The following is a 25,155-nucleotide window of genomic DNA, read 5'->3' as shown; positions in this document are numbered from 1 at the left end:
CGAAGAGTCGGCCATCCACACACATCTCCTCAGCAGCAACTTCCGATCAGAAGAGCGTAGCGAGGATGCCGCACCTGTCACACCAACCCACCGCCCGCGGCGCCACCGACCCGTCCGACCAGCGCCACCAGCACCGAAACGAAGATCGCCCACGTCCCCGAGGAGATCAGCTCAGGCCGCCGCCCACCGATGTCACGACCAGTCCGCCCGTCCGCTATCCTTTCCAGTGCCGTCGCGAGAGCGACGCCAAGGCGGGTTGCCCGAGTGGCCAATGGGAGCGGACTGTAAATCCGTCGGCTTAGCCTACGCAGGTTCGAACCCTGCACCCGCCACACCTCGCAAAACAGCCTCTGACCAGGTGAAACGGTCGGAGGCTGTTCGCTTTCCAAGATCCCCCACGTGCAGCCAGACGCCCCCCCGGATACGGCCGTATGTCACTGGTCGTGGGATATTCGCGGGATGGGATCCGACCTGTTTCCGCAGGTCGCCCCCGCAACGAGCAAAGGGCCCGGGGATGAACCGGAGCCCCTCCACCGTACGGCCGATCAGTCGCCGAGCGCATCATCGATCCGCCTGTTCGCCCGATCCTGATGACCATCGACGCACTGGCGTAGATCTTCAGTAGGACCTTGACGCTGTGCCCGGCACGCTCGGCGACCTCAGTTGCCGGAACACCAGAGTTCAACCACAGCCAGACGCCCGCGTGCCGCAGGTCATACGGCCGCCGTGTCTACGGGGAAGCGACCTGATCAGGAGTGAGCGCCAGGGCGCGAGTCTCGGTCCAGACATCCCCGTACGCGGTCGACCCCACGATGCCGCCCCGCTCAGTCTGGAAGATCCGCCCGTCCGGCGCCGTCCCGAACTCCGCTATGTGCTCGCGCAGGAGCTGGACCAGGACCGGAGGAATCGGAACCGTGCGGATCTCTGTCACAGGCCGCAGCTTGAGCCCGCGCCGTTCATGAGTCGACCCGCTGTCCGTCCAACGCGACCCCGTCTCAGGCAACGTCCTGGCCAGGACGAGCCGCCCCCAGCCATTTGCCGGAAGGTGACAATCGTCCTTGTGCAGCGCGACCGCCTCAGCCGGACGAAGCGCCGCGTAGTACATGCAGGCGTAGAGTACGCGAAGCCGCCGCCCACGTTCCCGCTTGCCGACATAGGTGACCGCAGCCAGACACTCGCGCCACCAGGTAGCGGACGAAGGAGGGACGGTCCACTCCGGCCACACCCCGACCCCGATCCCGGTCAGGACCAGGACGAGGAGGGGGATGGCCCAGCTGTAGCGGACGCCGAGCCAGCCCAGTGCGCTGGCCACGGTGACCGGGACGATGTTGCGGACCAGGAACACCACCGTCCGCACCAGGCCGCGGACCAGGTCGACGAGCGGGACCAGGCCCTCAGGCATGTGCCAGACCGGCGGGGCCCACGTGGGGGCGGCGAAGGGGTCGGTTGGTGCTTCGACGGCGACGTTTTCACCCGGTCCGAGCTTGTGGAACTCCCTTTACCCTGGTCACCTCTTCACTTCATGGGATTTGTTGGGGAGAGAAGCGGGGCGGCCGGAGGTACCAGCTCCAGCCGCCCCACCCTTGGTCTAGGCCGCCGCAGCAGCGGCCGAAGGGGCAGCGGCGTCAGTGGTGGAGGCGAGGGCGCGCAGCCGCTCGCACTCAGCCAGGAACGTCCGCGCCGCTTCCAGCAGCCGCGCGTTGTCCACGTCCACCACCGACACGACCTCACGGCTTGCACTGGTCACCGCCACCGACAACCCACCGCCGGACAGGTGCGGCTCAGTGCCCGTCATGCTCCGCACGTTATCTCCTCAGGACGGCCTCACCGCATTCGCCTCGCAGGTTTGTCGATGACGAAGCCGACAGTCACCAGAACCAGTCCTAGGAGTGTTCTCGGCTCCAAAATTCAGTATGTCGGTAGATGATGATCACGTTCACTCAATGGAGCGTCATCGCCTCTCTGTACTGTCTCAATAGTTTTTCGATTTCTGATTGCAGTTTCTGAGGTTCAGATACGGGTTCTGGGAACCTGGAGAGGACCTTGAGTGCGTCCCCTTCAAGTCCGCTAAAAGCCTCAAGTCTTTTCTTGGCCGACTCTCGGCGAGTGTCGGCGCGGAAGACGAGTGACGCCATAGAGCATGCGGCCGCTGCAAGTACCAGGTAGGCCGTGTAGTCTTTGAAGTCGGTGGTGCTCAATGCCACGGTTCCGGCGACCACTCCACAGACGATCGAGATCAATCCCAGAGCGGTATGCGTGAAGTCCCAGCTATGCATGAGCCTTTTGCTTGTTCTGGACTTCAGATGAGCTTGGCCGCTATCGCTTTTGCTGTGTCGCGAGGGCCATTGATCTTTGCAATCTTGCTTTCCGTCTTTTCGGTAAGTGCGCTGAGTAGTGTTGCCGAGACAAGGTCAAAAATCATGATCGCTCCAAACTGTCTGCACGTCAGGTGCGAGTTTGCGTCATCGTGTTCGCTTGCCCGGCTGGGACGGTACATGGGGTGGGGATCCATGCTGCTCGACCGGGCGAGCGGAGGTGCCGGAACTCTGATGAAAGTCCGACTCTGGCCAATGTGGTCCTCACAGATGCTGTCAGTGCCCTCAACTCAGAGATCCCGTTCCTGTGGGCAGACAAAGGACGCTGGCGTTGCAGAAGGTAGAACGGTGGGATGCTCAACATTGGTTCTGGCCAACCGGTTCTTTGAAGCCGCGCACGGGACTGAGGGGGACATGTTGAGGGTCCACGCTGTCAACGTCGGGCGAATCAGACGTCGTCGACACACGCGACGGGTGTGCGCGTCTATGCAGGTCAGAGGACGAAGCCCTCGTGTGTGCGGTCTCTCGGCAAATCCGTCGGCTTAGCCTACGCAGGTTCGGACCCTGCACCCGCCACACCTCGTAAAACAGCCTCTGACCAGGTGAAACGGTCGGAGGCTGTTCGCGTTTCGAGATCCCCGGCGTGCTTCCAGATGTCGCTGCGTGCTCTTGGATGTCGCTGGTCGCGGAGCGCGGTTGGGGAGGTCTCGTTGTGTCGTGGTACTACCGATGGCGGCGAGGATCTGGTCTCGGCAACTCGCCGACCTCATGGGCCGGTCGGGCGGTGGTATTGGCCGGGGCTGTCCTGTACCTGCGGGTCTTGGGCGAGAGAGCCTGGGGGGCGCGAAGGAATAGCACTCCTGGTGGAGCGATCGACTTCGGAGTTCGCTGTTGGGTGATCAGATCCGGCAGGTCGGATCAGCCTTCCAGGTTGGAACGGCGCAAGAATCACTAACGATCTCGCCAGAGAGATTGCCTTTGCAGTTGGCGAACGGACTGCGGGATAGCTTGAACGGCGAGGGGAACTTCCTGCACTACCTCACCATCAGCCCCAACTGGATCGGTGAAATCGTGTGTGCCGCTCTCGTTTTCAAGTGGTCTGGGAGTGCTCGGAAATCTCATTGTTCCGGCTGATCTACGGCACGGTTTGGCAAGAAGTCTCGTTGTTCTGTGGTGGACAGGCTATGGGGCTCGTCCGGCTTCGGCCACGACGATCACTCGACGAACATGCGGGCAGCACATAGCTTCCAAAAGGGAGGGGACTCGGTATCGCCGCCGAGATCTCGTGGCGAAATTTCGTTTCAGGGAGAGGTGACCCTTGTGACAGAGGTTCCAGGTGACGGCTCCGATTCGGACAAAGAGAACATCGATGGCTCGGCTGCCCTGCCCGATGCGGTCTACGACAAGACAAGAGAGATCATCGGCGGTGTCTCCCTGGTGAACGTCGATACCAGCGAGGTGATCACACTGGACAACGACATGTGGGACCTCGTGATCCACTTCAAGAACGGTACGACCCGCCGTGTGCGGGTCGGTGTCGATGGAACCGTCATCAGCGACACCACGACCCAGACGAACCCGTTGCGCGAACGCAAGTAGTTCATCGGGCGTTCCGAGCGCCTGCGCTTCGCATAGTCGGGGCTATTCGGATCCGGTTCGAAAGACTGGAGTTGTCGGATCCGGGCGGCGAAGGCTCGCTCGTCCGTTGGAGGCGGGTCTTCGCGCGCCGGGAGCCCGCTCTCCCAGCGGACGGCGTTAGGCGCCGCGTGCCCATCCATCTCAGGGTGGGGGTAGGCGGCGCCAGTAGGCCACCCAGTAGCCGGCGAATACCAGCGAGAGTATGAGGAGAAAGAGCCAAACCCACCACACCCCGGATGCGGACGAGGATGCCATGTTGGAGATGGTTCCTGCGACGACCAGCGCGAAAAAGTCGATCATCAGGGCTAGCGCGATCGGTATCCATAGGAGCGGTTTGGTGCGGCGCATCGTCGAAGGCTCTCCTCCCGGACGACGTGAGCATGCCGTCCATTGGCCTTAGGCGTTCATGGCGGAGGCCAGCTTGGCTTCACGGTCGCGAAAAAGTATTTGGTGTCCGATAAAGGGTATTTCTATAGCTTTAGGGAGTCGGGTCAGGTATCGCGTCGGTCGGTTGCGGCGAAGGGGCTGGTAGGGCGGGGTTGTCCAAGATGTCCGCCTGGGTGTTGGGGCTCGTCGTCGGACGGGTGCCAGTCCGGGGCTGCACGTGCTCTCGGCCACAGGTCACGCCGTTCTTGGTGTTGCGACACACTTGGGCCGTTGGCGGACAGGTACAGGTATGAGCAATCCTTCTCGGGCTCCGGACCCTGAGGTCATCTTCGAGTCGCTGTACGAGGCGGTCTATGCGGACTTGCTGAGGTTCGTCCAGCGGCGAGCGCACCCTGATCACGCCGAAGACGTGGTCGCGGACGCGTTCCTGGTCGCGTGGCGTCGCTTCGACAAGCTGCCAGAACGGCGTGAGGACGCGCGGGCGTGGCTGTTCGGCATCGCTCGGAACGCGCTTCTCAATGATCGGCGGGGAGCGGAGCGCCGGCGTGCGCTCGGGGTGCGGCTACGGGAGATCTCGGCCGGTACTCAGATCGATCAGGATGCGGACCTGGTCGTGCAGGTGGACCTGGCCGAGGCGTGGAGTCGATTGTCGGAGGTCCATCAAGAGGCGTTGAGCCTGAACGTTTTCGAGGAGCTGGGAGCGCCGCAGGCAGCGGCGGTCATCGGGATCTCGCCGGTCGCGTTCCGCCTGCGCCTGAGTCGGGCCCGACGGGCTCTCCGGCGTCATCTGGACCACCTGTCACAGCCGTCCGGCATGCCGGTCAGCGTCCCTGAAAGGATCAGCAAGCCATGAACCGCGGCCAGGACGTCCTCACCATCTTGCGAACCCTCGACGCCGCCGACCGGGACGTCGATCCTCGGGGCGCGCGGGCCCGCGGCGATCTCGCGCGTATCTTGGCCGACCGTCCATCACGACGCCCGTCTCAGCGGGTGGGTGGGCGAATCATCTGCGCGGTCATCGGGGGATTGGTCGTGGCGGTTGCGGTGACGGTCGTTGTCGCCCTGCCGTCGATGACCGGCGGGGACCGCGCGTTCGCGACCTGGACGCCGGCCCCGCAAGGGATGTCGGCGAAGGCCCGCGCCGCTGCGGCCGACAAATGCCGCGAGGCGCAGAGGGGCGGTCCGGGGAATCAGTACGCGAGGGAACTGCGTGATGCGGATGCCGCAATCGTCGAGCGGCGTGGTGTGTGGACGACCGTAGTGCTCGCGACTGGGAAGGGCTTTTCGGCCCTGTGCGTCACGGACGGCTCGACCCGCCTGTTCAAAGATTGGTTCGGGTCGATCGGGACGCCCACCGGATACACCGCACCCGGCCCACGCGATCTGGTCGCGACCGATCTCGGCGTCGGCGTCATCGATGCCGGTCACCTTTCGCTCGCGGCCGGCGCGGCCGGCTCTGAGATCGCGAAGGTCGTCTACCGCAGCCCGTCCGGCCGTGTGGTGGCCGCGACCGTTTCGAAAGGACGCTTCGCGCTTTGGCTGCCGGGCGACGACCTTGAGGATGCCGCAAAGAACGGCGTCGAGGTCGAGGTGACGTATAGCGACGGCAGCGCGGGAACCAGCCGTTTGCGCCTTTGATCGCGCACACGTCGCTGGACTTCTGCGGCACAGAACCACGTTCCGGGTACTCGTTGGCGCGAACGAGTGCTCGGAACGGCCTGGGCGGAGTGCTTTTGCTTGATGGGGTCCAGAAGATCGTCAGGGCGCGTCCGATCCCTTGCCCTCGTGAGCAGGCCGGCGACGGGAAGATCAAGTGGGTGGTAGGACTGCGGTATGGAGTTCTTCTGCTACCACCGAGATCGGCCCGGCTCGGTGGCGCTGCGCGACGAGCTGCTGGAATCGCACTGGTCCTACATGGACGGGTACGCGGCGGGGATGATCGCCCGCGGCCCGACCTTTGTCAGCGACACAGATACGCCGAGCGGCAGCGTGCATATCGTTGACCTGCCAGATCTTGCCGCTGCTCGCGCGTTCGCCTTCGACGAGCCCAACTACCAGGCCGGCGTGTACCGGGACGTGCTGCTGCGCCGGTGGCATAACGCGCTGGGGCGCACGATGTGGGACTTTCCCGGTGGCTCGGAGGACGGCAACCGGTACCTCGTGCTCGGTCTCGGCGCAGGGCCGGGGGCCGATCTTGATGTGCCGGCCGATCAGGACGAGCTGATCGCGTACGGGCCGCTGCTGTCCGATGACGGCGTCACCTGGCTGGGGACGGCGGTGCTGGTCCGGGCACCGGACCCGGCGTCGGCGCGGGCCGTCCTGACCTCGGATCGGTACGCCGACATCGAGGTCCATGACTGGGCGTTCGGTGGGCGATCGTAGATCAGACGCCGGTGGTGAACTCGTAGAGGTCGTGTGAGACGAGGGCCAGGCGGCCGGGGTTCGTCGTCCAGCCGAGGGCTGAGCCCAGGGGGGCGGTGACCTGCTGGTATCCGAGGACCTTGAGGTCGGGGGTGCCCATCCAGAGGGCGCCTTCCTCCGTGGAGACGAACCAGCACGGGCCCTGGGGGTAGGCGGCCCAGACGACGCTGAAGGCGAAGGCCTGGGGCCTGCGTTCGTCGACGAGGAGGTTGGTGCTCGTCTTCAGGGTCGGTTGTCCGGTGGTCGGGTCGAGGCTGAAGAGCCACAGGTTGCGGTCCTGCGGGCCGACGGAGCAGTTCACGACCAGCAGGTCGTTTCCCCGCACGTCGAGATCGTTGATTCCGCGTTGGGCGGTCGGGTTGAAGACGGTCTGGGAGAGGATCTTCTGGGATCGGACGTCGACGACGCAGAGATAGCCGTCCTCCGAGCCGGTGATGACCTTGGTTCCGGCGGCGGGTTCGATGGCACGGATGTCGTGGAGGTCCCATGGGTTGACCGGCGCCGGGTTTCTCAGGTCGAGGGTCTTCTGGAGCGTGGCGGTGCCGTCCGAGATCGACCATAGGGACAGCCGTCCGGTGGTGTGGCCCACACACAGGATCCTGCGGCCGGCGACCGTGACCGTCCTGCCGCTGGTGGCCACGCCGAGGGCCGGGTCGTAACCGATCTTCTTTTGACGCAGGGCGGTCCAGCCCCGGGTGCCCCTCCACAGGATGAAGGAGCGGTCGTCGTTGGACGAGGCCAGGAGGTTGCCGGTCACCGCGGTGACCATCTGTACGCCCTGCTCGGACGGGCTGTTGACGGCGACGTCGATGGTGGGGCCGGAGACCGCGGAGGGGTTGTAGGTGAAGACGCTCATGCTGCCGTCCCAGCGGCCGACCGCGAAGTGGCCCGCGTCGAGCCAGGCGAGGGACTGTGCCATCTGGTAGGTCGTGCCGTCCGTCTTGATGGGGAGCGCGGTCGGTGCGACCCCGGGGGCCCGGATGCCTCGGGCGGCCAGGTCCGCGTGCGAGCGGAGGAGGGGTGGCAGGGGAGCGCCCTGCGGGGTTCGGGACGCAGCGGTGGCGGCTGTGGACGTGGCCGGGGTTCCCGCCGCGAGCGCCAGGCCGGTCAGGAGGATGGTCCTTCGGGAAGCGGACATGTCTCGCCTCATTTCGCGTTTCGGATGGCCGCTGCGACTCTCGTGACGAAGTCGATCACTCGTGGGCCCCAGCGGGAGGCCACGTCGTCGTCCAGTTCGACGACGTGGCCAGGGGAACGCAGGGCCGCCATCGTGGCCCAGCCTGGTCTGGCCCGGACCGTTTTCTCGTTCTGGCCGCAGCACTTCGTGTCAGCAAGGAAGACGAACTGTGGGTCCCGCTCGATGACGTCGCGCGAGGTGATCTTCGGGTAGCCGGAGTTCTTCGTGTCGTAGGCGTCGGCGATGTTGCGCAGGTTGAACAGCCGGTAGACCGAGCCGATGAACGTGGTCGAGGTCGCCGTGTAGAAGCCCTTGTCGATCTCGTGGAAGTAGGTGCGCTCCGGGCCTTTCGGGACGCTCGCCACGGCGGCGTCGATCTGGGAGCGGAGGGTGCGCGCGAGCGATGCGGCGCGGTCGGTCCTTCCCACGATCGTTCCGAGTCGCCGGATCTCCCCGTAGAGGCCGTCGAGGTTCTTGGGGGGTCTTTCGATCTCGACCCGGACCTTCGCGTCGCGGAGCTCGGCGATCACGCCCTGGTCGGCGGGTTGGCCGTCGATCCTGGTGATGATCACGATGTCGGGGTCGTGCCGCATGACGTCCTGGAAGCTGGGGTTGATCGCTACGAGTTTCGGGTCCTGCTTGGCCCTGGCCTCGGACGGATGGTCGGAGACGTTGTCGACCGCGACGATCTCGTCTCCGGCTCCGGTCGCGTAGAGGATCTCGGTGGCGGTGGGGGACAGCGACACGATCCGGAGCTCGTCCGACTCGCCGCATGCGCTCGTCAGCGATAACAGGAGCCATACCGCGCAGGCCATGATCGAGGACGTGCGCATCGTCACTCCTTCACTTTGATGATCTTGCTGCCGGTCCAGCCGAAGCCGGGGGGAAGCCGGGTGGCCTTGGTGCTCCCCACGGTCTTGTGGAGTTGACCGAGGGTGAGGTTGCGGGCTCTGGACAGGTCCGTTCCGCCGATCTTCGTCTGGGTGAGGTCCGCGCCGGCGAGGTCGGCTCCGGACAGGTCGGCGCCGGTCAGCGTGGCTCCGGACAGGTGCGCCCCGCGCAGGTCGGCGTTGGCGATGTGCGCGTCGCCGAGCCAGGCGCCTTCCAGCTTCGTGCCGGTCAGACGGGCGTTCTGCAGGCCAGCCCCGTCCAGCCGGGCGCCCCCGAGGTCGGCCCCGGTGAGATGGGCGTCGCCGAGGACGGCCTCGTGCATCTGGGCTCCGTTGAGGTCGGCGTGCTCGAGATGTGCGCGCACGAAGGTCGCGTTGTAGAGGATGGCGACGTTCAGATTCGCCCTGGCGAGCGAGGCGCCGGTGAAGTCGGCGCCGCGCAGGCTGGCCCGGTGCAGGTCGGTCCCGGTCAGCACGGCGCCGGCGAAGCGGGCACCGTCGAAGTGGGTGAATCCGAGGTCGATGCCCGGCAGGCGGGTCCGGCTCAGGTCGACGACCGGCAGGCGGTCGCCCTCCAGGTCCCGCTGATCGGTGTCGGGTGCGAAGGGGAGCGCTCCGAGTGCGCGCACCGCCGCCTTGACGTCTTCGTCGGGGGCTCCGGCGGCCTTGCCGGCGGCCGGTGCGCGGGCGAGGACATGCTGGCAGAGCAGCGAAAGGATGATCTTGCGTCGGTCGCTCGACCGCGACGCCAGATTCGTGAGTTCGAGCACTCCGCTGACCCGCTGGGTGACGTCGGAGTTCGCCTGGAGATGGGCCAGCCCTTTGTCGTATGCCTCGACCTCCTGCTCCCGGCGGTTCTGGTCGAGTTCCGCGCGGGAGGCGTCGACCCCGAGGTAGGCGACGGCCGAGGCGCCGATCGCCGCCAGCGCGGTCACGATGTTCACGAGGATGACGGCTCCGAACTCCAACCGGGATGAGGGCTCGAACGGTTCCGGTGACTCTTCGGCGCCGGCCTCGGACGGAACCGGCGTCGGCCGGGCCGATCGCCGCCGGCGGTCGCGCCGCTTCCCCATCACCGACCCTTCGGATCAACTCAAGGTTCCGCTATGAAGCCTACAAGTGAACGCCGCGTTTACCGTCGCATTCTATTGACCTCGTACGAAAGTTGGAATGGTCATTTCCGGCTTTCTGGAAATGGATGTTGATCGGAAAACATTGTGGATGCCGCTGTGGTGCCGGTGGCGTTGTTGAGGTCGGCGAGGTTGCGTTGGGTGCCGGGCCTGGTTCGTCTGGAGACGGTTGACCTTGACGTTGCGGCAAGGTCTGTAATGGGGGTATGCGGATCGGGGAGGTTGCTGCGCTGGTCGGGGTCTCGACCCGGACCGTGCGCCACTATCACCATCTCGGGCTGCTGCCCGAGCCCGCGCGGCTCGCCAACGGGTACCGGGAGTACCGGGTGCGGGACGCGGTGCTGCTCGCGCGGGTACGGCGGCTGGTGGAGCTGGGGCTCTCGCTGGACGAGGTCCGGGACGTCCTGGCCGATGATCGCGGCCGGGAGTTGCGGGAGGTGCTGGGCGAGCTGGACGCCGACCTGGCGCGGCGGCAGGAGGCGATCGCAGAGCAGAGGGCTCGGCTGGCAGGGTTGCTGGCGGAGGCGGAGCTGGGACCTGATTCGGCTGTTTCGCCGGAGATGGCGTCGGTGCTGCGAGAGCTGCCGCGGGGCACGGGATTCGCTGCGCTGGATCGCGGTCTGCTGGCGCTGGTCGACACGGCGGCCGGGCCGGACGATCGGAGGCGCTTCGCGCATCTGCTGCGGCCTTTCGCCGAGCCCGGAATGGTGGCGCGGGTGCGTGCGCTTTATGCGCGGCTCGATGAGCTCGTGGGGGCCGAGGCGGACGATCCGCGTATCGGCGGAGTGGCGGCGGCGATCGCGGCTCTTGTTCCGGACGACATGGCCGCATTGATCGTGGAACGGGGAGAAGAGATCGGCTGGATCGAAGAGATGCCTCGTGCGCAGGGCGCCGTTTTCCGAAGGGTCGTCGATTTGCTGAGGGAGCGGAAGTGCTGAGGGTCGCGCGTGCGGCATTGTTCGCGATACTTCCGGCGGAGGCGGTGCTGCTGGTTCTGGTGGCGTCGGGGATCTCGTTGCCCCGGACGCTTGTGGATTCGGGCGAGGCCGTGGTCGGGGCGGTTCTTGTTCTGGAAGTCGCGGTGGGGTGGCGGCTGTACGGCAAGAGGCGTCGGGACGGGGCGCGGAGGTGGGCGGCGTTGCGGGGGAGCGTGGACGAACTGGTGCCGGAGAAGGTGCGCCGGGTTCTGGGGTTCGACACCAAGGGCATGGTCAGTCTCGTTCTGCTGGCCGTGCGGCGCCGGCATGGGGTGCCGCCGGGTTCTGTCGGCGTCTCCTATTCCGGCGCGCAGACGTCCATGCAGCTGGCGTTTCTCTTCGTGATGGCGTTGGAGGCCGTTGTCACGGAGGTCCTGCTCCAAGGGGTCGGGGCTCCTGGGCCGGTGCGCAAGGTCGTCCTGGCGGTCGACCTGTATTCGGTCCTCATCGTGCTTGCGGTCATCGCCGCGTGCGTGACACGGCCGCATGTGCTGTCGGACGGGGAGATGCGCATCCGGTACGGCGCCTTCTTCGATCTGCGTGTTCCCCGGGACCGGATCTCCTCGATGCGGCTCGTGCGCAATTACAGCGAGAGCGGCATGGTCCGGGTGCAGGACGGGAAACTGTCAGTGGCGGTGGCGGCGCAGACGAACGTGGTGGTCGAGCTGAAGGAGCCGATCGCCGTCGTCCGGCCGCTCGGGCAGCGGGCCGACGCGCGGGTCATCCGCTTCTTCGCCGATCGTCCGGACGAGCTCATCAAGGCCCATCAGAGGTGGTCCTGAGCCGGGGGCCAGAAGGGGCGGGATTGCGGGTAGAACTGCACTCGTGCAGGTGAGTTATGTGAGTGAACCGGTGCCAGGACAGGCCAACGAGGATTTCGTCGCCGCGGGGCCCGGATGGGTCGTGTTGCTGGACGGGGTGACGGCGCTGCCGGGGATCGACAGCGGCTGCCGGCATGACCCGGCTTGGCTGGTGCGGCGGATCGGCGGGCAGATCGCGGCGCGGATGGCGCTGGAGGACGGTGAGCCGCTGCCCGATCTGGTGGCGGAGGCGATCAAGGTGACCGGGGAGGCGCACACCGGGACATGCGACCTGGAGAATCCGGACAACCCGTCGGCGACGGTGTCGTTGCTGCGACGGCGGGGCGAGGTCGTGGAGTGGTACGTGCTGGCGGATTCGCCGATCGTGGTGGACACCGGGGAGATCGTCGTCTTCCGGGACGACCGGGTGGACCGGCTGCCCAGCTACACCGTGGAGGCCGTGCGGAAGGTCAGGAACAGCCCGGGGGGGTTCTGGGTGGCGGCCTCCAATCCGGAGGTCGCGTATGAGGGCCTGACGGGTGAGGTGCCGGTCGCGGGGCTGAAGCGGGCGGCGGTGCTGAGCGACGGGGCGTCCAGGCTGGTGGAGGTGTTCGAGACCATGAGCTGGGACGGGCTGCTCCAGGTCCTGGACGAGGAAGGGCCGAGGGAACTCGTCCGGCGGACGAGGGTCGCCGAGGCGTCGGGGGTCGTCGAGAGGGGGAAGCGATACGACGATGCCACCGCGGTGCTGGTGCGCTTCTAGCCGGCCGGAGCGGTGATCACCCTGCTGCGGCGTGTCGGCGGGACGCTCGATGGTGCTGGAAGCGGCTCGCGCCCACGACGCCGGAGAGGACAGGCACGAACCGTCCTGCGCCAAGTACTTCTGTTCCGAGATGGTCGGACGTGTCGCCGACCGCGCCGTGCAGGTCTATGGCGGCATGGGCTACATGCGCGGCGTCGCCGTCGAGCGCTTCTACCGGGACGTCCGCCTGTTCCGCATCTACGAGGGGACGAGCCAGATCCAGCAGCTCGCCATCGCCCGTGATCTCCTGCGCTGACCAGCGGCGGAGCACGCCTCCGCGCGATGCCCCAAACGATTTCGCAACCGGGCCTCGAACCCTGTATGGTTTTCATGCGCGAACGACGCAGGCCCCTTTAGCTCAGTCGGCAGAGCGTCTCCATGGTAAGGAGAAGGTCTACGGTTCGATTCCGTAAAGGGGCTCCACACGTCACCGGCCGTTCCCGAGATCATCGGGGGCGGCCTTTTCGGTTTATCCGGACTCTGGTGAGCGGCCGGGCCGGTCCTTGCGGTCCACCGGGGCGCTCGCGCGTTCCTCTCCCGCGGCGCTCGCGGTGAAGCGCTCGCGGACGGGTTCCGCCGGTGCCCCGGCCTGCCGCATGGCCTCCATCTCGTCCGCGCTGACGGTGGCGGGGCCGCCCTTCTCGCTGACGAGGTGGCCGATCTCTCCGCTGGGCCGCGCCGCACGTATCCGCTGCACGGCCGGTTCCGCCTCGCCGCGGTCGCCCGCCAGTATCGCGACCTCGGCCTCGGTGAGCGGGACGGGCTCGTGCGCGGTCACCAGATGTACATCTCCTTCACGCGGCCGTCCTCGACCCGGACTTCGACGAAACGGTTGCCGTCCTTCGCGTGCGCGGCCAGCACCGCGAAGTCCGTGCACGCGTCATCGTGGACGTCCTGGAACTTCCCCGCCACGCGCCGTCGATCCACCCGTGCACGTTGGAACGCTGCTCGTTCGACCACAGCGCGTCCACCTTCTTGCCGTTCAGCCATGCCATGTGGGCGGCTCCCCCTCTCGCCATGGCCGCGGCGACGGCTCGTCCATCAGCCGTCCCGCCACCTCGTAGATGGCCTCCGCCGCCCGTTCGTGCTCGGGCTCGCACAATCGCTGGACGACCTCGGTGTTGTCGTCCATGACGGTGCCGGTCCCGACCGGACTCCGGTCGGGGCAAACGCCGTCCCGATATTCGTCTGGGTGCCCGAGCAGATGACCGAATTCGTGGGAGGCCACGTCACCGGAGTCGCCGGTGTACCACAGCCCCAGGTTGCTCCGGCCCGCTCCTTTCTTCACCTGGACGCTGAGGTGCTGGTCCGACTCCACCCATTGCACTTCGAACGTCAGCGCGCAGGGCGCCGGGCAATCCGCGGTACGGCAGCACGCGAAGCGCCAAACTCCACTTCTTCTCGATTCCCTTCTTCCAGCGGCCCTTGACCTCTCCCAGCAGTTCCGCCGGCACGTCCTCGTCGGGTACGAGCTCGTCGGGTACGAGCCTGATCCGCGCGGAGATGTGCGTGCCCTGCTGCCGGAACGCGGCCGTCCAGCCGTAGATGCACTCGGAGACCCTGGAGGAGACCTCCTGGGCCACCGGCGGCGGCGAGGGGCGCAGGTCGTAGATCTCGGTGACGAACCAGCGATCGCCGCGCAGCACCTCGCGGACGCGCACGGTCGCCCCTCGGCCTTGGCCTGGGCGGCGATCAGGAGAAGATCGGTACAGGCGTCGTCATTGGTATCGTCGAGCTTTCGCCATCCGACATGGTCGAGATAGACCCAGGCGTTTGAACGTTCTTCGTTCGCCCATAACGCGTACACCCGCCGATGACAGGAAACGGTCATAGAAAGACCCTCGCCGATGCCGATGCGCGCGTTACCCGATCTTCATTCCGACGGACGTGATTCCCCTGCCGGATGCCATTCAACGTCGCTTACCGGTTCATTGGCCAGTGTTCGCTCTGGAGTTGTCGCGATGCGGTCACTTTCTGACCAAGGGGTGGCGCCTCAGAGACCGCCACGGCAAGGCGTGCCGGTCGAGCTCCGTCCCCGGGTGACCAAGAGCACCTCGGTGGAGCCGCTCGCCCGTGACCGGCGATCACCAGGCCGAGCCGTGACCCGGCCCTCCTGCCGCCGCTGCCTGATTCGCTCCATACGGGGGCCTGTGGTACCGTCCCACCGGTTCCAGCAGGGCGTTTCGCAGGTCGTCGGCCATACCCGGTAGCCTGGGAGACGGTCCCGGGGGCCCACGAACCGATTCCCCGATCATGGCGTGCCGGGGGCTTCTCGTTTCCTGGGCTCGGTGAGCATCCGGTATCCTTGCAATCCGGTCCACACCGACCATCACGGCGGGGTAGCTCAGTCAGGCAGAGCAAGCGGCTCATAATCGCTGTGTCGCCGGTTCAAGTCCGGCCCTCGCTACTACCCATGTCTCTCACCTCCAGCCGGAGGTGAGAAGGCTGGGTCGAATCGCCGGCCGCCCTCCCCGGGTGGCCGAGGTACGTAGTCCATGTCCCTAGCCCAGAAAGGCACTCCATCGTGGCTGCCACCGACGTCCGGCCGAAGATCACGCTGGCCTGCCAGGAGTGCAAGCACCGCAACTACATCACGCGGAAGAACCGGCGCAACGACCCGGACCGCCTTGAGATCAAGAAGTACTGCCCCAACTGCAGGACCCACCGTCCGCACAAGGAAACCCGCTAGCTGATGTTCGGACGGGAAGTACTGCCCGCTGCGCTTTCTCACGGGGCCAGGACCCACCGTCCGCACAAGGAAACCCGCTAGCTGAACCGGGCCCAGCGGGGCTACTTCTTCGCAAGCTTGCCCTGACGTGAATCAGCCCGTCCTCGCCAGTGAGACCGGCGAGGACGGGCTGAACGTCGTTCTGTTACGGTCCGTCCGAGAGGGCATGTGTCTCGGGCGCGGGCACCCAGGGCCCCGCGGCCCAGGACGAGCTGGAGGGACGGAATGCATGGCACTCAACCCTGACTTCATCGGGCGGAGCTTCCCGCCCACCCCGCCGTACGAGATCAGCCGGGTGAAGATTCGGGAGTTCGCGGACGCGATCGGGGACCCCAACCCGGTCTACCGCGACCAGGAGGCGGCCAAGGCGGCCGGGCACTCCGACGTGATCGCGCCCCCCACGTTCCCGATCGTGGTGTCGTTCGGCAACAACGCCCTGGCCGACCCGGAACTCGGCCTGAACTTCGCGATGGTCGTGCACGGCGAGCAGCGGTTCGAGTACACCCGTCCCCTGCGCGCCGGGGACGTCGTGACCTGCGAGTCGACGATCACCGAGATCAGGTCGATCGGCAACAACGAGAAGATGGTCATCGAGACCGATGTGCGGACGGTCGAGGGCGAGCTTCTCTGCAAGTCCTACAACGTGATCGTGGAGCGGGGTGCCTGATGAGCGCCAAGGTGAGCTACGCCGACGTCGAGGTCGGCACCGAGATCCCCGAGCAGAGCTACCCGATCGACCGGCAGAACCTCGTCATGTACGCGGGCGCGTCCGGTGACTTCAACCCCATCCACTGGCGCGAGAGCCACGCCAGGGCGGTCGGGCTGCCGGACGTCATCGCGCACGGCATGTACACGATGGCGCAGGGCGGACGGTTCGTCACCGACTGGGTGGGCGACCCGGGCGCCGTGGTCGACTACGGGGTACGGTTCTCCACGCCGGTCGTGGTGCCCGACGAGGGCGGCGCGATGCTGGTGATCAGCGGCAAGGTGGAGCGGAAGCTGGACGACAACAAGGTCGTCGTGGCGCTCACCGCCAGGTCGGAGGGACAGAAGGTCCTCACGCGCGCGAAGGCCGTCGTCCAACTCGCCTGAGGCGCGCCGGGAGGCCGTGCGGGCGCGATGTACGGGAGGGGTAGGACGACGTGGCGGTGTTCGCTGAAGAGGTGAACCTGGCCGGGTACACCACGCTGCGGCTGGGCGGTCCCGCCCGCCGCTTCGTCGAGGCGACGACCGAGGCGGAGCTGGTCGCGGCGGTCCGCGCGGCCGACGGCGAGGGCGAGCCGGTGCTGGTGCTCGGCGGCGGCAGCAACCTCGTGGTGTCGGACGACGGCTTTCCCGGCACCGTGATCCACATTGGGACGCGCGGCACCGAGCGGGTCGGCGGCGAGGGCGACACGGTCCACGTCCGCGTCCAGGCCGGTGAGGACTGGGACCCCTTCGTCGCCCGCTGCGTGTCCGACGGCCTCGCGGGGATCGAGTGCCTGTCCGGCATCCCCGGCCGGGTCGGCGCGACCCCGATCCAGAACGTCGGCGCCTACGGGCAGGACGTCAGCGAGACGATCGTCGAGGTCCGCGCGTACGACCGGGAGGCCCGCGCGCTCGTCACGCTCGACCGGGACGCATGCCGTTTCACCTACCGGCACAGTGTCTTCAAGGGAAATGACCGGTATCTCGTCCTGGACGTGACGTACGCGCTGCGCGAGGCGGAGGAGTCGCAGCCCGTCGCCTACGCCGAGCTGGCGAAGCGGCTGGGCGTAGGGGTGGGTGAGCGGGTCACGCTCAAGGAGGCGCGGGACGCAGTCCTGGAACTGCGCCGTGGTAAGGGCATGGTCCTGGACGCCGCCGACCCCGACAGCCGTAGCGCCGGGTCGTTCTTCACCAACCCGATCCTGGACGGCGGTCAGATCGCCGAGCTGGAGCGCCGCGTCGCCGAGCGGCTCGGCCCGGACGCGCGGTTCCCCCGCTATCCCGAGTCCGGCGGGCGGGTCAAGACGTCCGCCGCCTGGCTGATCGACCGCGCGGGCTTCGCCAAGGGCCACGCCCTCGGCCCGGCGCGGATCTCCACCAAGCACACCCTGGCGCTCACCAACCCGGGCGGCGCGAGGACGGCCGACCTGCTCGCGCTCGCCCGCGAGGTCCGCGGCGGCGTGCGCGCGGCGTTCGGGATCGAGCTGGTCAACGAGCCGGTCCTCGTCGGCATCACGCTCTGAAGCGCTTGATAGTGTGAGCGGCGTCGAGGGGGAGTAGTCCCAATCGCGTGATCGACACGCTGGCGCCGTGTGAGGCGCCCGGTCGCGCGGGCCTCGGGCCAGGGCGACGCCCGGCCTTCGAGGCGGACGAGACCTTCGGCCCGGCGGTCATGCCGGGCCGAGGTCGTGTGCCCGCATCCGGCGCTCCCGCCCTCCGCCCGGCATCCGAGCGAGAGGGACCCGTGTACGCCTTCATCATCAGCCTGGCCGTGATCTTCGTGGCCGAGCTCGGCGACAAGAGCCAGCTCATGGCCATGACCTTCGCGACCCGTTTCCGCGCGCTGCCCGTCCTGATCGGTATCACCGCGGCGACGGCGCTCGTCCACCTGGCGAGCGTCGGCCTCGGCGCGGTGCTCGGCGCCGCCATCCCCACCGGCCCGATCTCGATCCTCGCCGGGCTGGCGTTCCTCGGCTTCGCGCTGTGGACGCTGCGCGGGGACGAGCTGGACGCCGAGGAGCGCGACAAGGCCAAGCACGCGACGGGCTCGGCGATCCTGGCCGTCGGCGTGGCGTTCTTCCTCGCGGAGCTCGGCGACAAGACGATGCTCGCGACCGTCACGCTGGCCGCCGACCACGGCGGTCTCCTCGCGCTCACCGGCGTCTGGGCGGGTTCGACCATCGGCATGGTCGCCGCCGACGGCCTTGCCATCGTGGCCGGGCAGATACTCGGCAAGCGGCTCCCCGAGCGCGTCATCACGTACGGGGCCGCGGCCGGTTTCGCCGTCTTCGGTGTCCTGCTCCTCGTCGAGGGCGTCACCGCCTGACCCGAGGCGACGAGCTAGAGGCCGGCCCAGGAGTCGACGCCGGACAGGAGCCGGGCGCGGATGTCGCCGGGGGCGGCGGACGCGCGGATCGACTGGCGGGCGAGGTCGGCGAGCTCGGCGTCGGTGAAGCCGTGCTCGGTGCGGACGAGGTCGTACTGGCGGGCCAGCCGCGACCCGAACAGCAGCGGGTCGTCGGCGCCGAGGGCAATGGACGCGCCCGCCTCGTACAGGCGGCGGACCGGGACATCGGCGGCCGTCGCCGCCACGCCGAGGCTCACGTTGGAGGAGGGGCAGACCTCCAGCGTCACGCCGCGTTCCACGATCCGCTCCACGAGGCGGGGGTCCTCCACCGCGCGGATGCCGTGGCCGATGCGGTCGGCGTCCAGCGTCTCCAGGCACTCCCGGACGCTCGCCGGGCCGAGCAGCTCACCGCCGTGCGGGTCCGACAGGAGCCCGCCGCGTTTGGCGATCCGGAACGCGCCCTCGAAGTCGTACGCCCGGCCGCGCCGCTCGTCGTTGGACAGCCCGAACCCCACCACGCCGCGGCCGGTGTACTGGACGGCCAGCCGCGCGAGCGTCTTGGCGTCCAGCGGATGCCGGGTCCGGTTCGCGGCGAGCACGAGACCGATGCCGACGCCGGTCGCCTCCGACGCCTCGCGCGCCGCGTCCAGCACCAGCTCCACGGTCGGGGTCAGCCCACCGAAGCGCGCCGCGTACCCGCCGGGGTCCACCTGGATCTCCAGCCAGCCCGACCCCTCCGCCGCCTCGTCCTCGGCGGTCTCGCGCAGCAGCCGGCGCAGGTCGTCCGGTTCCTGTAGGACGGAGCGGGCGATGTCGTAGAGGCGCTGGAACCGGAACCACCCCCGCTCGTCGGTCGCGTGGAGCCGGGGCGGCCAGTCCTCCACGAGGGCGTCGGGCAGGTGCACGCCGCGCAGCGCGGCCAGCTCGACGAGCGTCGAATGCCGCATCGATCCGGTGAAGTGCAGGTGCAGATGCGCCTTGGGGAGCAGGGCCACGTCCGGGCGGGCGGTGCGGGACGCCGCAAGGGCGCCCTTCTGGCGGTCCGGCGCGGAAGGTTCCTGGGCCGGGCGGGGTGACACGGTGCGGGCCTCCATGGACGTATGTTGCCGGATCTTGCCCGGCGGTGAATCCCCGCCCCACCAGGATCACCTGACCGGACTACCTGCCATGACACACGACGACCATGCCGCGCATGGGTAGCGCGGCCAAGCCGCCCATGGGCATGCCCGAAAAAACTTGGGAATCGCGTGCAACCCCCGATCGGGGTCGTGCGTATACGAGGGGCGCAAGAGACATACGGGCAGAGAGGGATACACGATGATCACGCTGAAGGCCGTCCTGATCGCGGCGTCCGCCGTCGGTGCCGTGGGCGTGGGCGGCGGCGCGACGTGGGCGATGACCGGCTCCCACCAGGACGCGGGCCTCCAGTCCGAGAACTCCAAGACCGCGGCCGTCCGCCACCTGAAGGACATCGCGCCCAGCGCCCCGCCGACCTGCCTTCCGGCCAAGCCGGGACTGCCCAAGACCAAACTGCCCCATGGTCAGCTCCCGGACACCAAGCTCCCCAACACGCAGCTGCCCGGTGGCAAGCTGCCCGACGGCAAGGTGCCGGGCGCGAAGCCGGCCCTGCCCGAGGGCGCGCCGAAGCTCAAGGCGCCCAAGCCCGGCGTTCCCGGCGACACTCCGACGACGCTGCCGTCCGTCCCGGCGGGGAAGCCGAACCTGCCAGGAGGGTCCAACCTCCCCGGTGCGCCGAACGTCCCTGGCAGGCCGAACCTGCCCGGGAAGCCGGGTGTTCCCGCGGATCTGCCCACCTGCCTGCCGAACGCCAAGCAGCTTCCCAAGGGCGCCCCGTCCAAGGCGCCGTCCGTGCCCGTCCCCGCCAAGCCGGGCCTGCCCGCGCTCCCGGCGCTCGACTGCTCCACGCTCCCGCCCGCGGTCAAGATCGGCGGCCCGGCGGAGAAGGCCGTCATGCTCACCAAGGGCCTGCGCTACGCGGCCACCACCCACGGCTCGAAGGTGCTGGAGAAGAAGCGCATCTGCGCCGTCACGCAGAAGTGGACCGGTAAGGCCGGCCAGTGGCTCACCGTGGAACGCCTGAAGACCCCCGCCGGTCTGTCGCAGAATGAGCTGCGCAAGGCGCTGGACCTGCCCGAGGGCGGCACCCCCGTCACCGTTGCCGGGGTGGCCGGCTGGCAGGGGCCGGGTGCCACCGGGGTCCTGCTGTTCGACCCGAACGGCTACTCCCTGTTCGTCAACGGCAGCCCGGTCCTCGCGGGCGGCCTCCAGGACGTGGCCGCCGCGCTGCGGCAGGCCCAGTAGGACCCCGGACGGGCGGCTCCGGCGCGGGGCCGCCCGTCCTCGGACAGGCGTATCCGCTCTCAGCCGGACGGAGCACAGTGGGGCGTCGAGACGACAAGTCGTTCGTGGAGTTCGTGACGGCGCGCGGCAACGCGTTGCTGCGCACGGCGTCGCTGCTCTGCGGCGCCCATCAGGACGCCGAGGACATGTTGCAGTCCGCGCTGGAAAAGGCGTACCGGCACTGGGGCCGCCTGGACGCCGACACCGACCCCGAGCCCTACGTCCGCCGGATCCTGGTCAACCTCGTGATCAGCCGGTCCCGGCGGTGGAAGGTGCTCAGGGAGATCCAGATGGCGAGGTTGCCCGAGACCCCGGCCGCCTCGTCCGACCATGCCGTGGAGCTACGGGGGACGCTCATGAACGAACTGCGCAAACTGGGGCCGCGCCAACGCGCCGTCCTCGTCCTGCGCTTCTGGGAGGACCTCTCGGAGGCGGAGACGGCGCAGGCTCTCGGCTGTTCCGTCGGAACGGTCAAGAGCCAGGCATCCCGGGGGCTCGCCAGGCTCCGGGAACGCCTTGACAAGAACCTGGCCCCACTGGGGAGCTGAACGATGGACCTGGAGAGTGAACTGCGGAAGGCCATGGCCGAGCAGGTGGCCGAGGCCGCCGCATCGCCATCGCTCGCCGCCGACGTCAGGCGCCGCCACCGGCGCCGGGTGACGCGGATCCGCACCACCATGGGCGTGGCCGCCGCGTCCGTCGTCGCCGTCGCCCTGGTGCCCACCTACCAGTCGTTCCGGGCCGCACCTGCCGGGGCACCCGAGACCGCGGCACCGTCCAGCGGTGTCTCGATGTACCGGCAGCCGGAACGACCGCCCGCCCCGGGCGTCCCCGCATCCTCGCCGGCGGCGGGGAAGCCCGGGGCGGGCGAGGTACCCGGGAAGGCCGGAGCCCCCCCGACCGGCGGGCCCGGCGGGCGCCCGGCCGAGCCCGGCCTTCCCGACCTCCCGAAACCGCCCCGCTGGGTGACGTACCTGCCCGGCGACCTCGCGGCGCACACGCCGTGCGCGGTGACGGGCGGCGCCAAGCGCAGGACGACCGTCTGCACGTGGCGCGGCGGCGCCGGCTGGGTGGAGATCACGATCGTGCGCGGGACCGGGTTCGGTCTTGAGGACCTGGCGCCGGTGCACGGGGTCCCCGGTCACGCGTCCGTGAGGGGGACGCCCGCGATCACCGGGAACGGGCCCGGCTCGGGCCGCCAGATCTCATGGCTGGCACGTCCCGGGGTCGGCGCGGTCGTCCAGGCGGGCGGCGGCGCCGAGAACCATCTGATGCGTATCGCCGAGGGCGTCCGCCCATAGGGCGTCCAAGGCGATTTCCCCGCTCCGGCGGGGTGTCCCGCGGCGGAAGAGGGGCCGCGGCGGGACACCCCGCCGAAGCACAGCCGGTCGGGTTGCCAGGCCCGCTCCGGACGCGGACCGGCCCCGGGGCACTGGGGTGCACCCGGGGCCGGTCGCCGCGTTCAGGGCGGGGCGGGGAGGCGGGGGTCAGGTCGCCTCGGCCAGCAACTTGCCGACGCGTGACACGCCCTCGACGAGGTCGTCGTCGCCCAGCGCGTAGGACAGCCGGAAGTAGCCCGGCGTGCCGAACGCCTCGCCCGGCACCAGCGCCACCTCGGCCTCCTCCAGGATCAGCGAGGCCAGCTCCACCGACGTCTGCGGGCGCTTGCCGCGAATCTCCTTGCCGAGCAGGCCCTTGACTGACGGGTAGGCGTAGAACGCGCCCTCCGGCTCGGGGCACACGATGCCCGGGATCTCGTTCAGCATCCGGACCATCGTCTGCCGGCGCCGGTCGAACGCCGTGCGCATCTCGGCCACCGCCGACAGGTCGCCGGTCACCGCGGCGAGCGCCGCCGCCTGCGACACGTTCGCCACGTTGGACGTCGCGTGCGACTGCAGGTTCGCCGCGGCCTTCACCACGTCCGCCGGGCCGATCAGCCAGCCCACCCGCCAGCCCGTCATCGCGTACGTCTTGGCCACCCCGTTCAGGACGAGCGTCCGGTCGGCCAGTTCGGGGACCACGACCGGCAGCGAGTGGAACCCGGCGTCCCCGTACACGAGGTGCTCGTAGATCTCGTCGGTGATCACCCAGAGGCCGTGCTCGTCCGCCCAGCGGCCGATCGCCTCGATCTCGTCCCGGTTGTACACCGCGCCGGTCGGGTTGGACGGCGAGACGAACAGCAGCACCTTCGTCCGGTCGGTGCGGGCCGCCTCCAACTGCTCCACGCTCACCTTGTAGCCGGTCGTCTCGTCCGCGACCACGTCGACGGGCACCCCACCGGCGAGCTTGATCGACTCGGGGTAGGTCGTCCAGTACGGCGTCGGGACGATCACCTCGTCGCCCGGGTCGAGCAGCGCCGCGAACGCCTCGTACACCGCCTGCTTGCCGCCGTTGGTCACCAGCACCTGCGCGGCCTCGACCGAGTAGCCGGAGTCGCGCTCGGTCTTCTCGGCGATGGCGGCGCGCAGCTCCGGCAGCCCCCCGGCCGGCGTGTACTTGTGGAAGCGCGGCACCCTGCACGCGGTCACCGCGGCCTCGACGATGTACCCGGGCGTCGGGAAGTCGGGCTCGCCCGCGCCGAACCCGATGACCGGGCGGCCCGCCGCCTTCAGCGCCTTGGCCTTGGCGTCGACGGCCAGCGTGGCGGATTCGGAGATGGCGGCGATGCGCTTGGAGATGCGAGGACGGTCGATACTCATGTCTCTATCGTTACAGACGCCGGTCTGTGCCCCGAGCCATATATCGGAGCCGGTCGGACGGCACGTCCTGCCGCCTGGCAGACCAGCCGCGTACGGGCACTCCACGGCACGGCGCGCCGCCGCGCGATGATCTACGGCGGTCTGGTTCGACGCGGGGGCCTCCGAGACGTAGACTCACCGTCCTAGTGACGCCTCGCCGGTATACGCGCCTGTCCGCACACGGACGTCCGCGGCAGGCCGTAAGCTGGTGGGCGGTACGATCCTGGTCCCGTGGCCGGGTGTTCTCCTTAGCCGGAGAATGAAGGGCAGTGGCTCAATTGGTAGAGCTCCGGTCTCCAAAACCGGCGGTTGGGGGTTCGAGTCCCTCCTGCCCTGCGAGGTGCGGTGCTCGCACCGTACCGTCCGCGCCGCGGCGGTCGCCGTGGCACCCCGTGGCACGGGCACGCGCGACAACCACAGGGTGGTTGGCACACGACCTATGAGGTGAACGGCGGCAATGGCGACTGAGATGCGCGGCGAGGCCGCGGAGAAGGACGAAGGCAAGGGTAAGCCGGCGCGCAAGCGGACGGGCCCCGCACTCTTCGTGCGCCAGGTCGTCTCCGAGCTGCGCAAGGTCATCTGGCCCACGCGCCGGGAACTTGTCACCTACACGACCGTGTCACTGGTGTTCGTGCTGGTGATGGTGGGGATCGTGTCCGGCGTCGACTGGGGCCTGCAGAAGGGCATCTACCAGATCTTCGGCTGAGCCGAGGCCCGCCGGAGCGGCTCGCGCCGCCCCACCGTACGTCCAACATCGCAGAACTTACGAGAGAAAGAGTTACCGTGTCCGAGCCCTCACAGCCCTACGACGAGGCCGTTGAAGAGGCCCAGTCCGCTGCGGCTGCTGCGGCAGACCAGGTGGCCGAGCCCGCCGACGAGACGGCCGAGGCGGCCGTCGCCGCCGGTGAAGCCGAGCCCGCGGACACGAAGGCCGAGGGCGAGGACGAGCCGCCCGCGGACGCCGCCGAGGGCGCCGCCGACCTGGCCGACGCTGTCGCGGCCGCGGACGCCGCCGAGACCGCGGACGCCGAGGAGCCGGCAGAGGCCGAGGAGCCGGCAGAGGCTGCGGAGTCGGCAGAGGCCGGGGAATCGGAAGAGGCCGCGGAGGCCGAGGACGCTCCCGAGCTGCCGCCGGTCGACCCGTACGCCGAGTTCAAGCTCCAGCTGCGGCTCCAGCCGGGCGACTGGTACGTCGTGCACTCCTACGCGGGGTATGAGAACCGGGTCAAGACCAACATCGAGACCCGCACCCAGACCCTCAACATGGAGGACTTCATCTTCCAGATCGAGGTCCCCCAGCACGAGGTGACCGAGATCAAGGGCGGCAAGCGGCAGAAGGTCAACGAGAAGGTCCTGCCGGGCTACATCCTCGTGCGCATGGAGCTCACCGACGAGTCGTGGGCCGCGGTCCGCAACACGCCGGGTGTGACCGGCTTCGTCGGCCTGCTGAACAAGCCGTCCCCGCTGAGCCTGGACGAGGTCGCCAACCTGCTGGCGCCCGAGCCGGAGGAAGGCGTGGTCAAGACCAAGGAGCAGGCCAAGGTCGCCGCGACCGTCGACTTCGAGGTCGGCGAGTCCGTCACCGTCATGGACGGCCCCTTCGCCACCCTTCCCGCCACCGTCAACGAGATCAACGGTGAGCAGCAGAAGCTCAAGGTGCTGGTCTCGATCTTCGGTCGGGAGACCCCGGTCGAGCTGTCCTTCAACCAGGTCTCCAAGATCTGACCGGCCGTCCCGCTCGCGGGACGGACCTGGTC

At 68.5% G+C, this 25,155-nt stretch carries 31 protein-coding genes and 4 tRNA genes; 22 read left to right on the top strand and 13 right to left on the bottom strand.

What is annotated here, in order from left to right; all coding sequences use genetic code 11:
* Window positions 1-77 precede the first annotated feature (77 nt).
* Window positions 78-272: a hypothetical protein gene (locus AMA02S_RS42410; protein WP_157430997.1), complete on the bottom strand. Its 195-nt coding sequence runs from the start codon at window positions 270-272 to the stop codon at window positions 78-80.
* On the opposite strand from AMA02S_RS42410, the gene AMA02S_RS33250 reads away from it, so the two are divergent.
* Window positions 251-332, top strand: a tRNA-Tyr gene (locus tag AMA02S_RS33250). The genes AMA02S_RS42410 and AMA02S_RS33250 overlap by 22 nt on opposite strands.
* Window positions 333-730: 398 nt before the next feature.
* Here the strand turns inward: AMA02S_RS33250 and AMA02S_RS43685 are convergent.
* The 3 genes from AMA02S_RS43685 to AMA02S_RS42405 form a co-directional block, all read right to left on the bottom strand.
* Complete coding sequence (locus AMA02S_RS43685; RefSeq protein ID WP_067466656.1) at window positions 731-1,402, bottom strand: site-specific integrase; 672 nt, start codon at window positions 1,400-1,402, stop codon at window positions 731-733.
* 186 nt (window positions 1,403-1,588) lie between these two features.
* Complete coding sequence (locus AMA02S_RS33240; RefSeq protein WP_157430996.1) at window positions 1,589-1,795, bottom strand: hypothetical protein; 207 nt, start codon at window positions 1,793-1,795, stop codon at window positions 1,589-1,591.
* A 145-nt stretch (window positions 1,796-1,940) separates the two neighbouring features.
* Window positions 1,941-2,240 (bottom strand): hypothetical protein, encoded by a 300-nt coding sequence (locus tag AMA02S_RS42405; protein ID WP_169806943.1) that lies wholly within the window; start codon window positions 2,238-2,240, stop codon window positions 1,941-1,943.
* Between the two features lie 1,386 nt (window positions 2,241-3,626).
* Between AMA02S_RS42405 and AMA02S_RS33235 the strand changes: the two genes are divergently transcribed.
* The 4 genes from AMA02S_RS33235 to AMA02S_RS33215 all read left to right on the top strand — a co-directional run bounded on the left by AMA02S_RS33235 (window position 3,627) and on the right by AMA02S_RS33215 (window position 6,722).
* Complete coding sequence (locus AMA02S_RS33235) at window positions 3,627-3,914, top strand: hypothetical protein (RefSeq protein WP_218005202.1); 288 nt, start codon at window positions 3,627-3,629, stop codon at window positions 3,912-3,914.
* A gap of 715 nt (window positions 3,915-4,629) precedes the next feature.
* Complete coding sequence (locus AMA02S_RS33225) at window positions 4,630-5,193, top strand: RNA polymerase sigma factor (protein ID WP_067466643.1); 564 nt, start codon at window positions 4,630-4,632, stop codon at window positions 5,191-5,193.
* Complete coding sequence (locus AMA02S_RS33220) at window positions 5,190-5,978, top strand: hypothetical protein (RefSeq protein WP_067466640.1); 789 nt, start codon at window positions 5,190-5,192, stop codon at window positions 5,976-5,978. Before AMA02S_RS33225 ends, AMA02S_RS33220 begins: the two co-directional genes overlap by 4 nt.
* A 195-nt stretch (window positions 5,979-6,173) precedes the next feature.
* On the top strand, window positions 6,174-6,722 hold the full coding sequence (locus tag AMA02S_RS33215) for a YciI family protein (RefSeq protein ID WP_067466637.1): 549 nt from the start codon (window positions 6,174-6,176) through the stop codon (window positions 6,720-6,722).
* A gap of 1 nt (window position 6,723) precedes the next feature.
* Here AMA02S_RS33215 and AMA02S_RS33210 read toward each other — a convergent pair whose 3' ends face one another.
* Genes AMA02S_RS33210 through AMA02S_RS33200 form a run of 3 tightly spaced genes read right to left on the bottom strand, consistent with a single transcriptional unit; the run spans window position 6,724 to window position 9,901 of the window.
* A complete protein-coding gene (locus AMA02S_RS33210; protein ID WP_067466634.1) occupies window positions 6,724-7,899 on the bottom strand; it encodes a WD40 repeat domain-containing protein in 1,176 nt (391 codons plus the stop codon).
* A gap of 8 nt (window positions 7,900-7,907) precedes the next feature.
* The gene (locus AMA02S_RS33205) at window positions 7,908-8,771 is read right to left on the bottom strand and encodes an ABC transporter substrate-binding protein (RefSeq protein WP_067466631.1); all 864 of its coding nucleotides are present in this window, start codon (window positions 8,769-8,771) and stop codon (window positions 7,908-7,910) included.
* A 2-nt stretch (window positions 8,772-8,773) separates the two neighbouring features.
* On the bottom strand, window positions 8,774-9,901 hold the full coding sequence (locus AMA02S_RS33200; protein WP_067466629.1) for a pentapeptide repeat-containing protein: 1,128 nt from the start codon (window positions 9,899-9,901) through the stop codon (window positions 8,774-8,776).
* Between the two features lie 263 nt (window positions 9,902-10,164).
* Between AMA02S_RS33200 and AMA02S_RS33195 the strand changes: the two genes are divergently transcribed.
* The 5 genes from AMA02S_RS33195 (at window position 10,165) to AMA02S_RS33175 (ending at window position 12,960) form a co-directional block, all read left to right on the top strand.
* Window positions 10,165-10,896, top strand: a complete 732-nt coding sequence (locus AMA02S_RS33195) for a MerR family transcriptional regulator (protein ID WP_067466626.1) — start codon at window positions 10,165-10,167, stop codon at window positions 10,894-10,896.
* Window positions 10,890-11,717 (top strand): hypothetical protein, encoded by an 828-nt coding sequence (locus AMA02S_RS33190; protein WP_067466623.1) that lies wholly within the window; start codon window positions 10,890-10,892, stop codon window positions 11,715-11,717. Before AMA02S_RS33195 ends, AMA02S_RS33190 begins: the two co-directional genes overlap by 7 nt.
* Before the next feature lie 58 nt (window positions 11,718-11,775).
* A complete protein-coding gene (locus AMA02S_RS33185; RefSeq protein ID WP_245667937.1) occupies window positions 11,776-12,498 on the top strand; it encodes a hypothetical protein in 723 nt (240 codons plus the stop codon).
* A 31-nt stretch (window positions 12,499-12,529) separates the two neighbouring features.
* On the top strand, window positions 12,530-12,793 hold the full coding sequence (locus AMA02S_RS33180) for an acyl-CoA dehydrogenase family protein (RefSeq protein ID WP_245667936.1): 264 nt from the start codon (window positions 12,530-12,532) through the stop codon (window positions 12,791-12,793).
* Between the two features lie 91 nt (window positions 12,794-12,884).
* A tRNA-Thr gene (locus tag AMA02S_RS33175) sits at window positions 12,885-12,960 on the top strand.
* 46 nt (window positions 12,961-13,006) lie between these two features.
* Here AMA02S_RS33175 and AMA02S_RS33170 read toward each other — a convergent pair.
* From AMA02S_RS33170 to AMA02S_RS42390, 4 genes are all read right to left on the bottom strand, one after another.
* The gene (locus AMA02S_RS33170; protein WP_067466616.1) at window positions 13,007-13,315 is read right to left on the bottom strand and encodes a hypothetical protein; all 309 of its coding nucleotides are present in this window, start codon (window positions 13,313-13,315) and stop codon (window positions 13,007-13,009) included.
* Window positions 13,312-13,464: a hypothetical protein gene (locus tag AMA02S_RS42400; RefSeq protein WP_157430993.1), complete on the bottom strand. Its 153-nt coding sequence runs from the start codon at window positions 13,462-13,464 to the stop codon at window positions 13,312-13,314. The genes AMA02S_RS33170 and AMA02S_RS42400 overlap by 4 nt, the downstream gene beginning before the upstream one ends.
* Before the next feature lie 55 nt (window positions 13,465-13,519).
* Window positions 13,520-13,669 carry a hypothetical protein gene (locus AMA02S_RS42395; RefSeq protein WP_157430992.1) on the bottom strand — a complete coding sequence of 50 codons (150 nt, stop codon included), beginning with the start codon at window positions 13,667-13,669 and terminating at the stop codon, window positions 13,520-13,522.
* 97 nt (window positions 13,670-13,766) lie between these two features.
* A complete protein-coding gene (locus AMA02S_RS42390; RefSeq protein ID WP_157430991.1) occupies window positions 13,767-14,198 on the bottom strand; it encodes a hypothetical protein in 432 nt (143 codons plus the stop codon).
* 672 nt (window positions 14,199-14,870) lie between these two features.
* Between AMA02S_RS42390 and AMA02S_RS33160 the strand changes: the two genes are divergently transcribed.
* The 6 genes from AMA02S_RS33160 (at window position 14,871) to AMA02S_RS33135 (ending at window position 18,278) form a co-directional block, all read left to right on the top strand.
* Window positions 14,871-14,944: transfer RNA gene (locus AMA02S_RS33160), tRNA-Met, on the top strand.
* A gap of 117 nt (window positions 14,945-15,061) precedes the next feature.
* Window positions 15,062-15,226, top strand: coding sequence for a 50S ribosomal protein L33 (gene rpmG / locus AMA02S_RS33155; RefSeq protein WP_067466611.1), 165 nt, complete (start codon window positions 15,062-15,064; stop codon window positions 15,224-15,226).
* A 268-nt stretch (window positions 15,227-15,494) separates the two neighbouring features.
* A complete protein-coding gene (locus AMA02S_RS33150; RefSeq protein ID WP_067466608.1) occupies window positions 15,495-15,932 on the top strand; it encodes a MaoC family dehydratase N-terminal domain-containing protein in 438 nt (145 codons plus the stop codon).
* Window positions 15,932-16,357 (top strand): MaoC family dehydratase, encoded by a 426-nt coding sequence (locus tag AMA02S_RS33145; protein WP_067466605.1) that lies wholly within the window; start codon window positions 15,932-15,934, stop codon window positions 16,355-16,357. Before AMA02S_RS33150 ends, AMA02S_RS33145 begins: the two co-directional genes overlap by 1 nt.
* 50 nt (window positions 16,358-16,407) lie before the next feature.
* Entirely contained in the window at window positions 16,408-17,475 is a 1,068-nt protein-coding gene (locus tag AMA02S_RS33140) for a UDP-N-acetylmuramate dehydrogenase (RefSeq protein WP_067466603.1), read from the top strand.
* Between the two features lie 221 nt (window positions 17,476-17,696).
* A complete protein-coding gene (locus AMA02S_RS33135) occupies window positions 17,697-18,278 on the top strand; it encodes a TMEM165/GDT1 family protein (protein ID WP_067466600.1) in 582 nt (193 codons plus the stop codon).
* A 14-nt stretch (window positions 18,279-18,292) separates the two neighbouring features.
* Here AMA02S_RS33135 and AMA02S_RS33130 read toward each other — a convergent pair whose 3' ends face one another.
* Window positions 18,293-19,393, bottom strand: a complete 1,101-nt coding sequence (locus AMA02S_RS33130) for an adenosine deaminase (protein ID WP_084265869.1) — start codon at window positions 19,391-19,393, stop codon at window positions 18,293-18,295.
* Window positions 19,394-19,616: 223 nt separating this feature from the next.
* Between AMA02S_RS33130 and AMA02S_RS33125 the strand changes: the two genes are divergently transcribed.
* From AMA02S_RS33125 to AMA02S_RS42385, 3 genes are all read left to right on the top strand, one after another.
* Entirely contained in the window at window positions 19,617-20,621 is a 1,005-nt protein-coding gene (locus tag AMA02S_RS33125) for a hypothetical protein (protein ID WP_067466597.1), read from the top strand.
* Window positions 20,622-20,698: 77 nt separating this feature from the next.
* Window positions 20,699-21,208, top strand: a complete 510-nt coding sequence (locus tag AMA02S_RS33120; RefSeq protein ID WP_067466594.1) for a SigE family RNA polymerase sigma factor — start codon at window positions 20,699-20,701, stop codon at window positions 21,206-21,208.
* A gap of 3 nt (window positions 21,209-21,211) precedes the next feature.
* Window positions 21,212-21,961: a hypothetical protein gene (locus AMA02S_RS42385; protein WP_067466591.1), complete on the top strand. Its 750-nt coding sequence runs from the start codon at window positions 21,212-21,214 to the stop codon at window positions 21,959-21,961.
* 186 nt (window positions 21,962-22,147) lie between these two features.
* On the opposite strand, the gene AMA02S_RS33110 is transcribed toward AMA02S_RS42385, so the two are convergent.
* Entirely contained in the window at window positions 22,148-23,359 is a 1,212-nt protein-coding gene (locus AMA02S_RS33110; RefSeq protein ID WP_067466588.1) for a pyridoxal phosphate-dependent aminotransferase, read from the bottom strand.
* Between the two features lie 302 nt (window positions 23,360-23,661).
* On the opposite strand from AMA02S_RS33110, the gene AMA02S_RS33105 reads away from it, so the two are divergent.
* The 3 genes from AMA02S_RS33105 to nusG all read left to right on the top strand — a co-directional run bounded on the left by AMA02S_RS33105 (window position 23,662) and on the right by nusG (window position 25,123).
* Window positions 23,662-23,734 (top strand) — tRNA-Trp (locus tag AMA02S_RS33105).
* Window positions 23,735-23,855: 121 nt separating this feature from the next.
* Window positions 23,856-24,104: a preprotein translocase subunit SecE gene (gene secE / locus AMA02S_RS33100; RefSeq protein WP_067466585.1), complete on the top strand. Its 249-nt coding sequence runs from the start codon at window positions 23,856-23,858 to the stop codon at window positions 24,102-24,104.
* A gap of 77 nt (window positions 24,105-24,181) precedes the next feature.
* Window positions 24,182-25,123: a transcription termination/antitermination protein NusG gene (nusG, locus tag AMA02S_RS33095; protein WP_439951619.1), complete on the top strand. Its 942-nt coding sequence runs from the start codon at window positions 24,182-24,184 to the stop codon at window positions 25,121-25,123.
* Window positions 25,124-25,155: the final 32 nt, after the last annotated feature.

Origin of the sequence: Actinomadura macra NBRC 14102, assembly GCF_001552215.1 — a bacterium.
Lineage (GTDB): Bacteria > Actinomycetota > Actinomycetes > Streptosporangiales > Streptosporangiaceae > Spirillospora > Spirillospora macra.
This window is presented reverse-complemented; position numbering and strand designations above follow the sequence as displayed.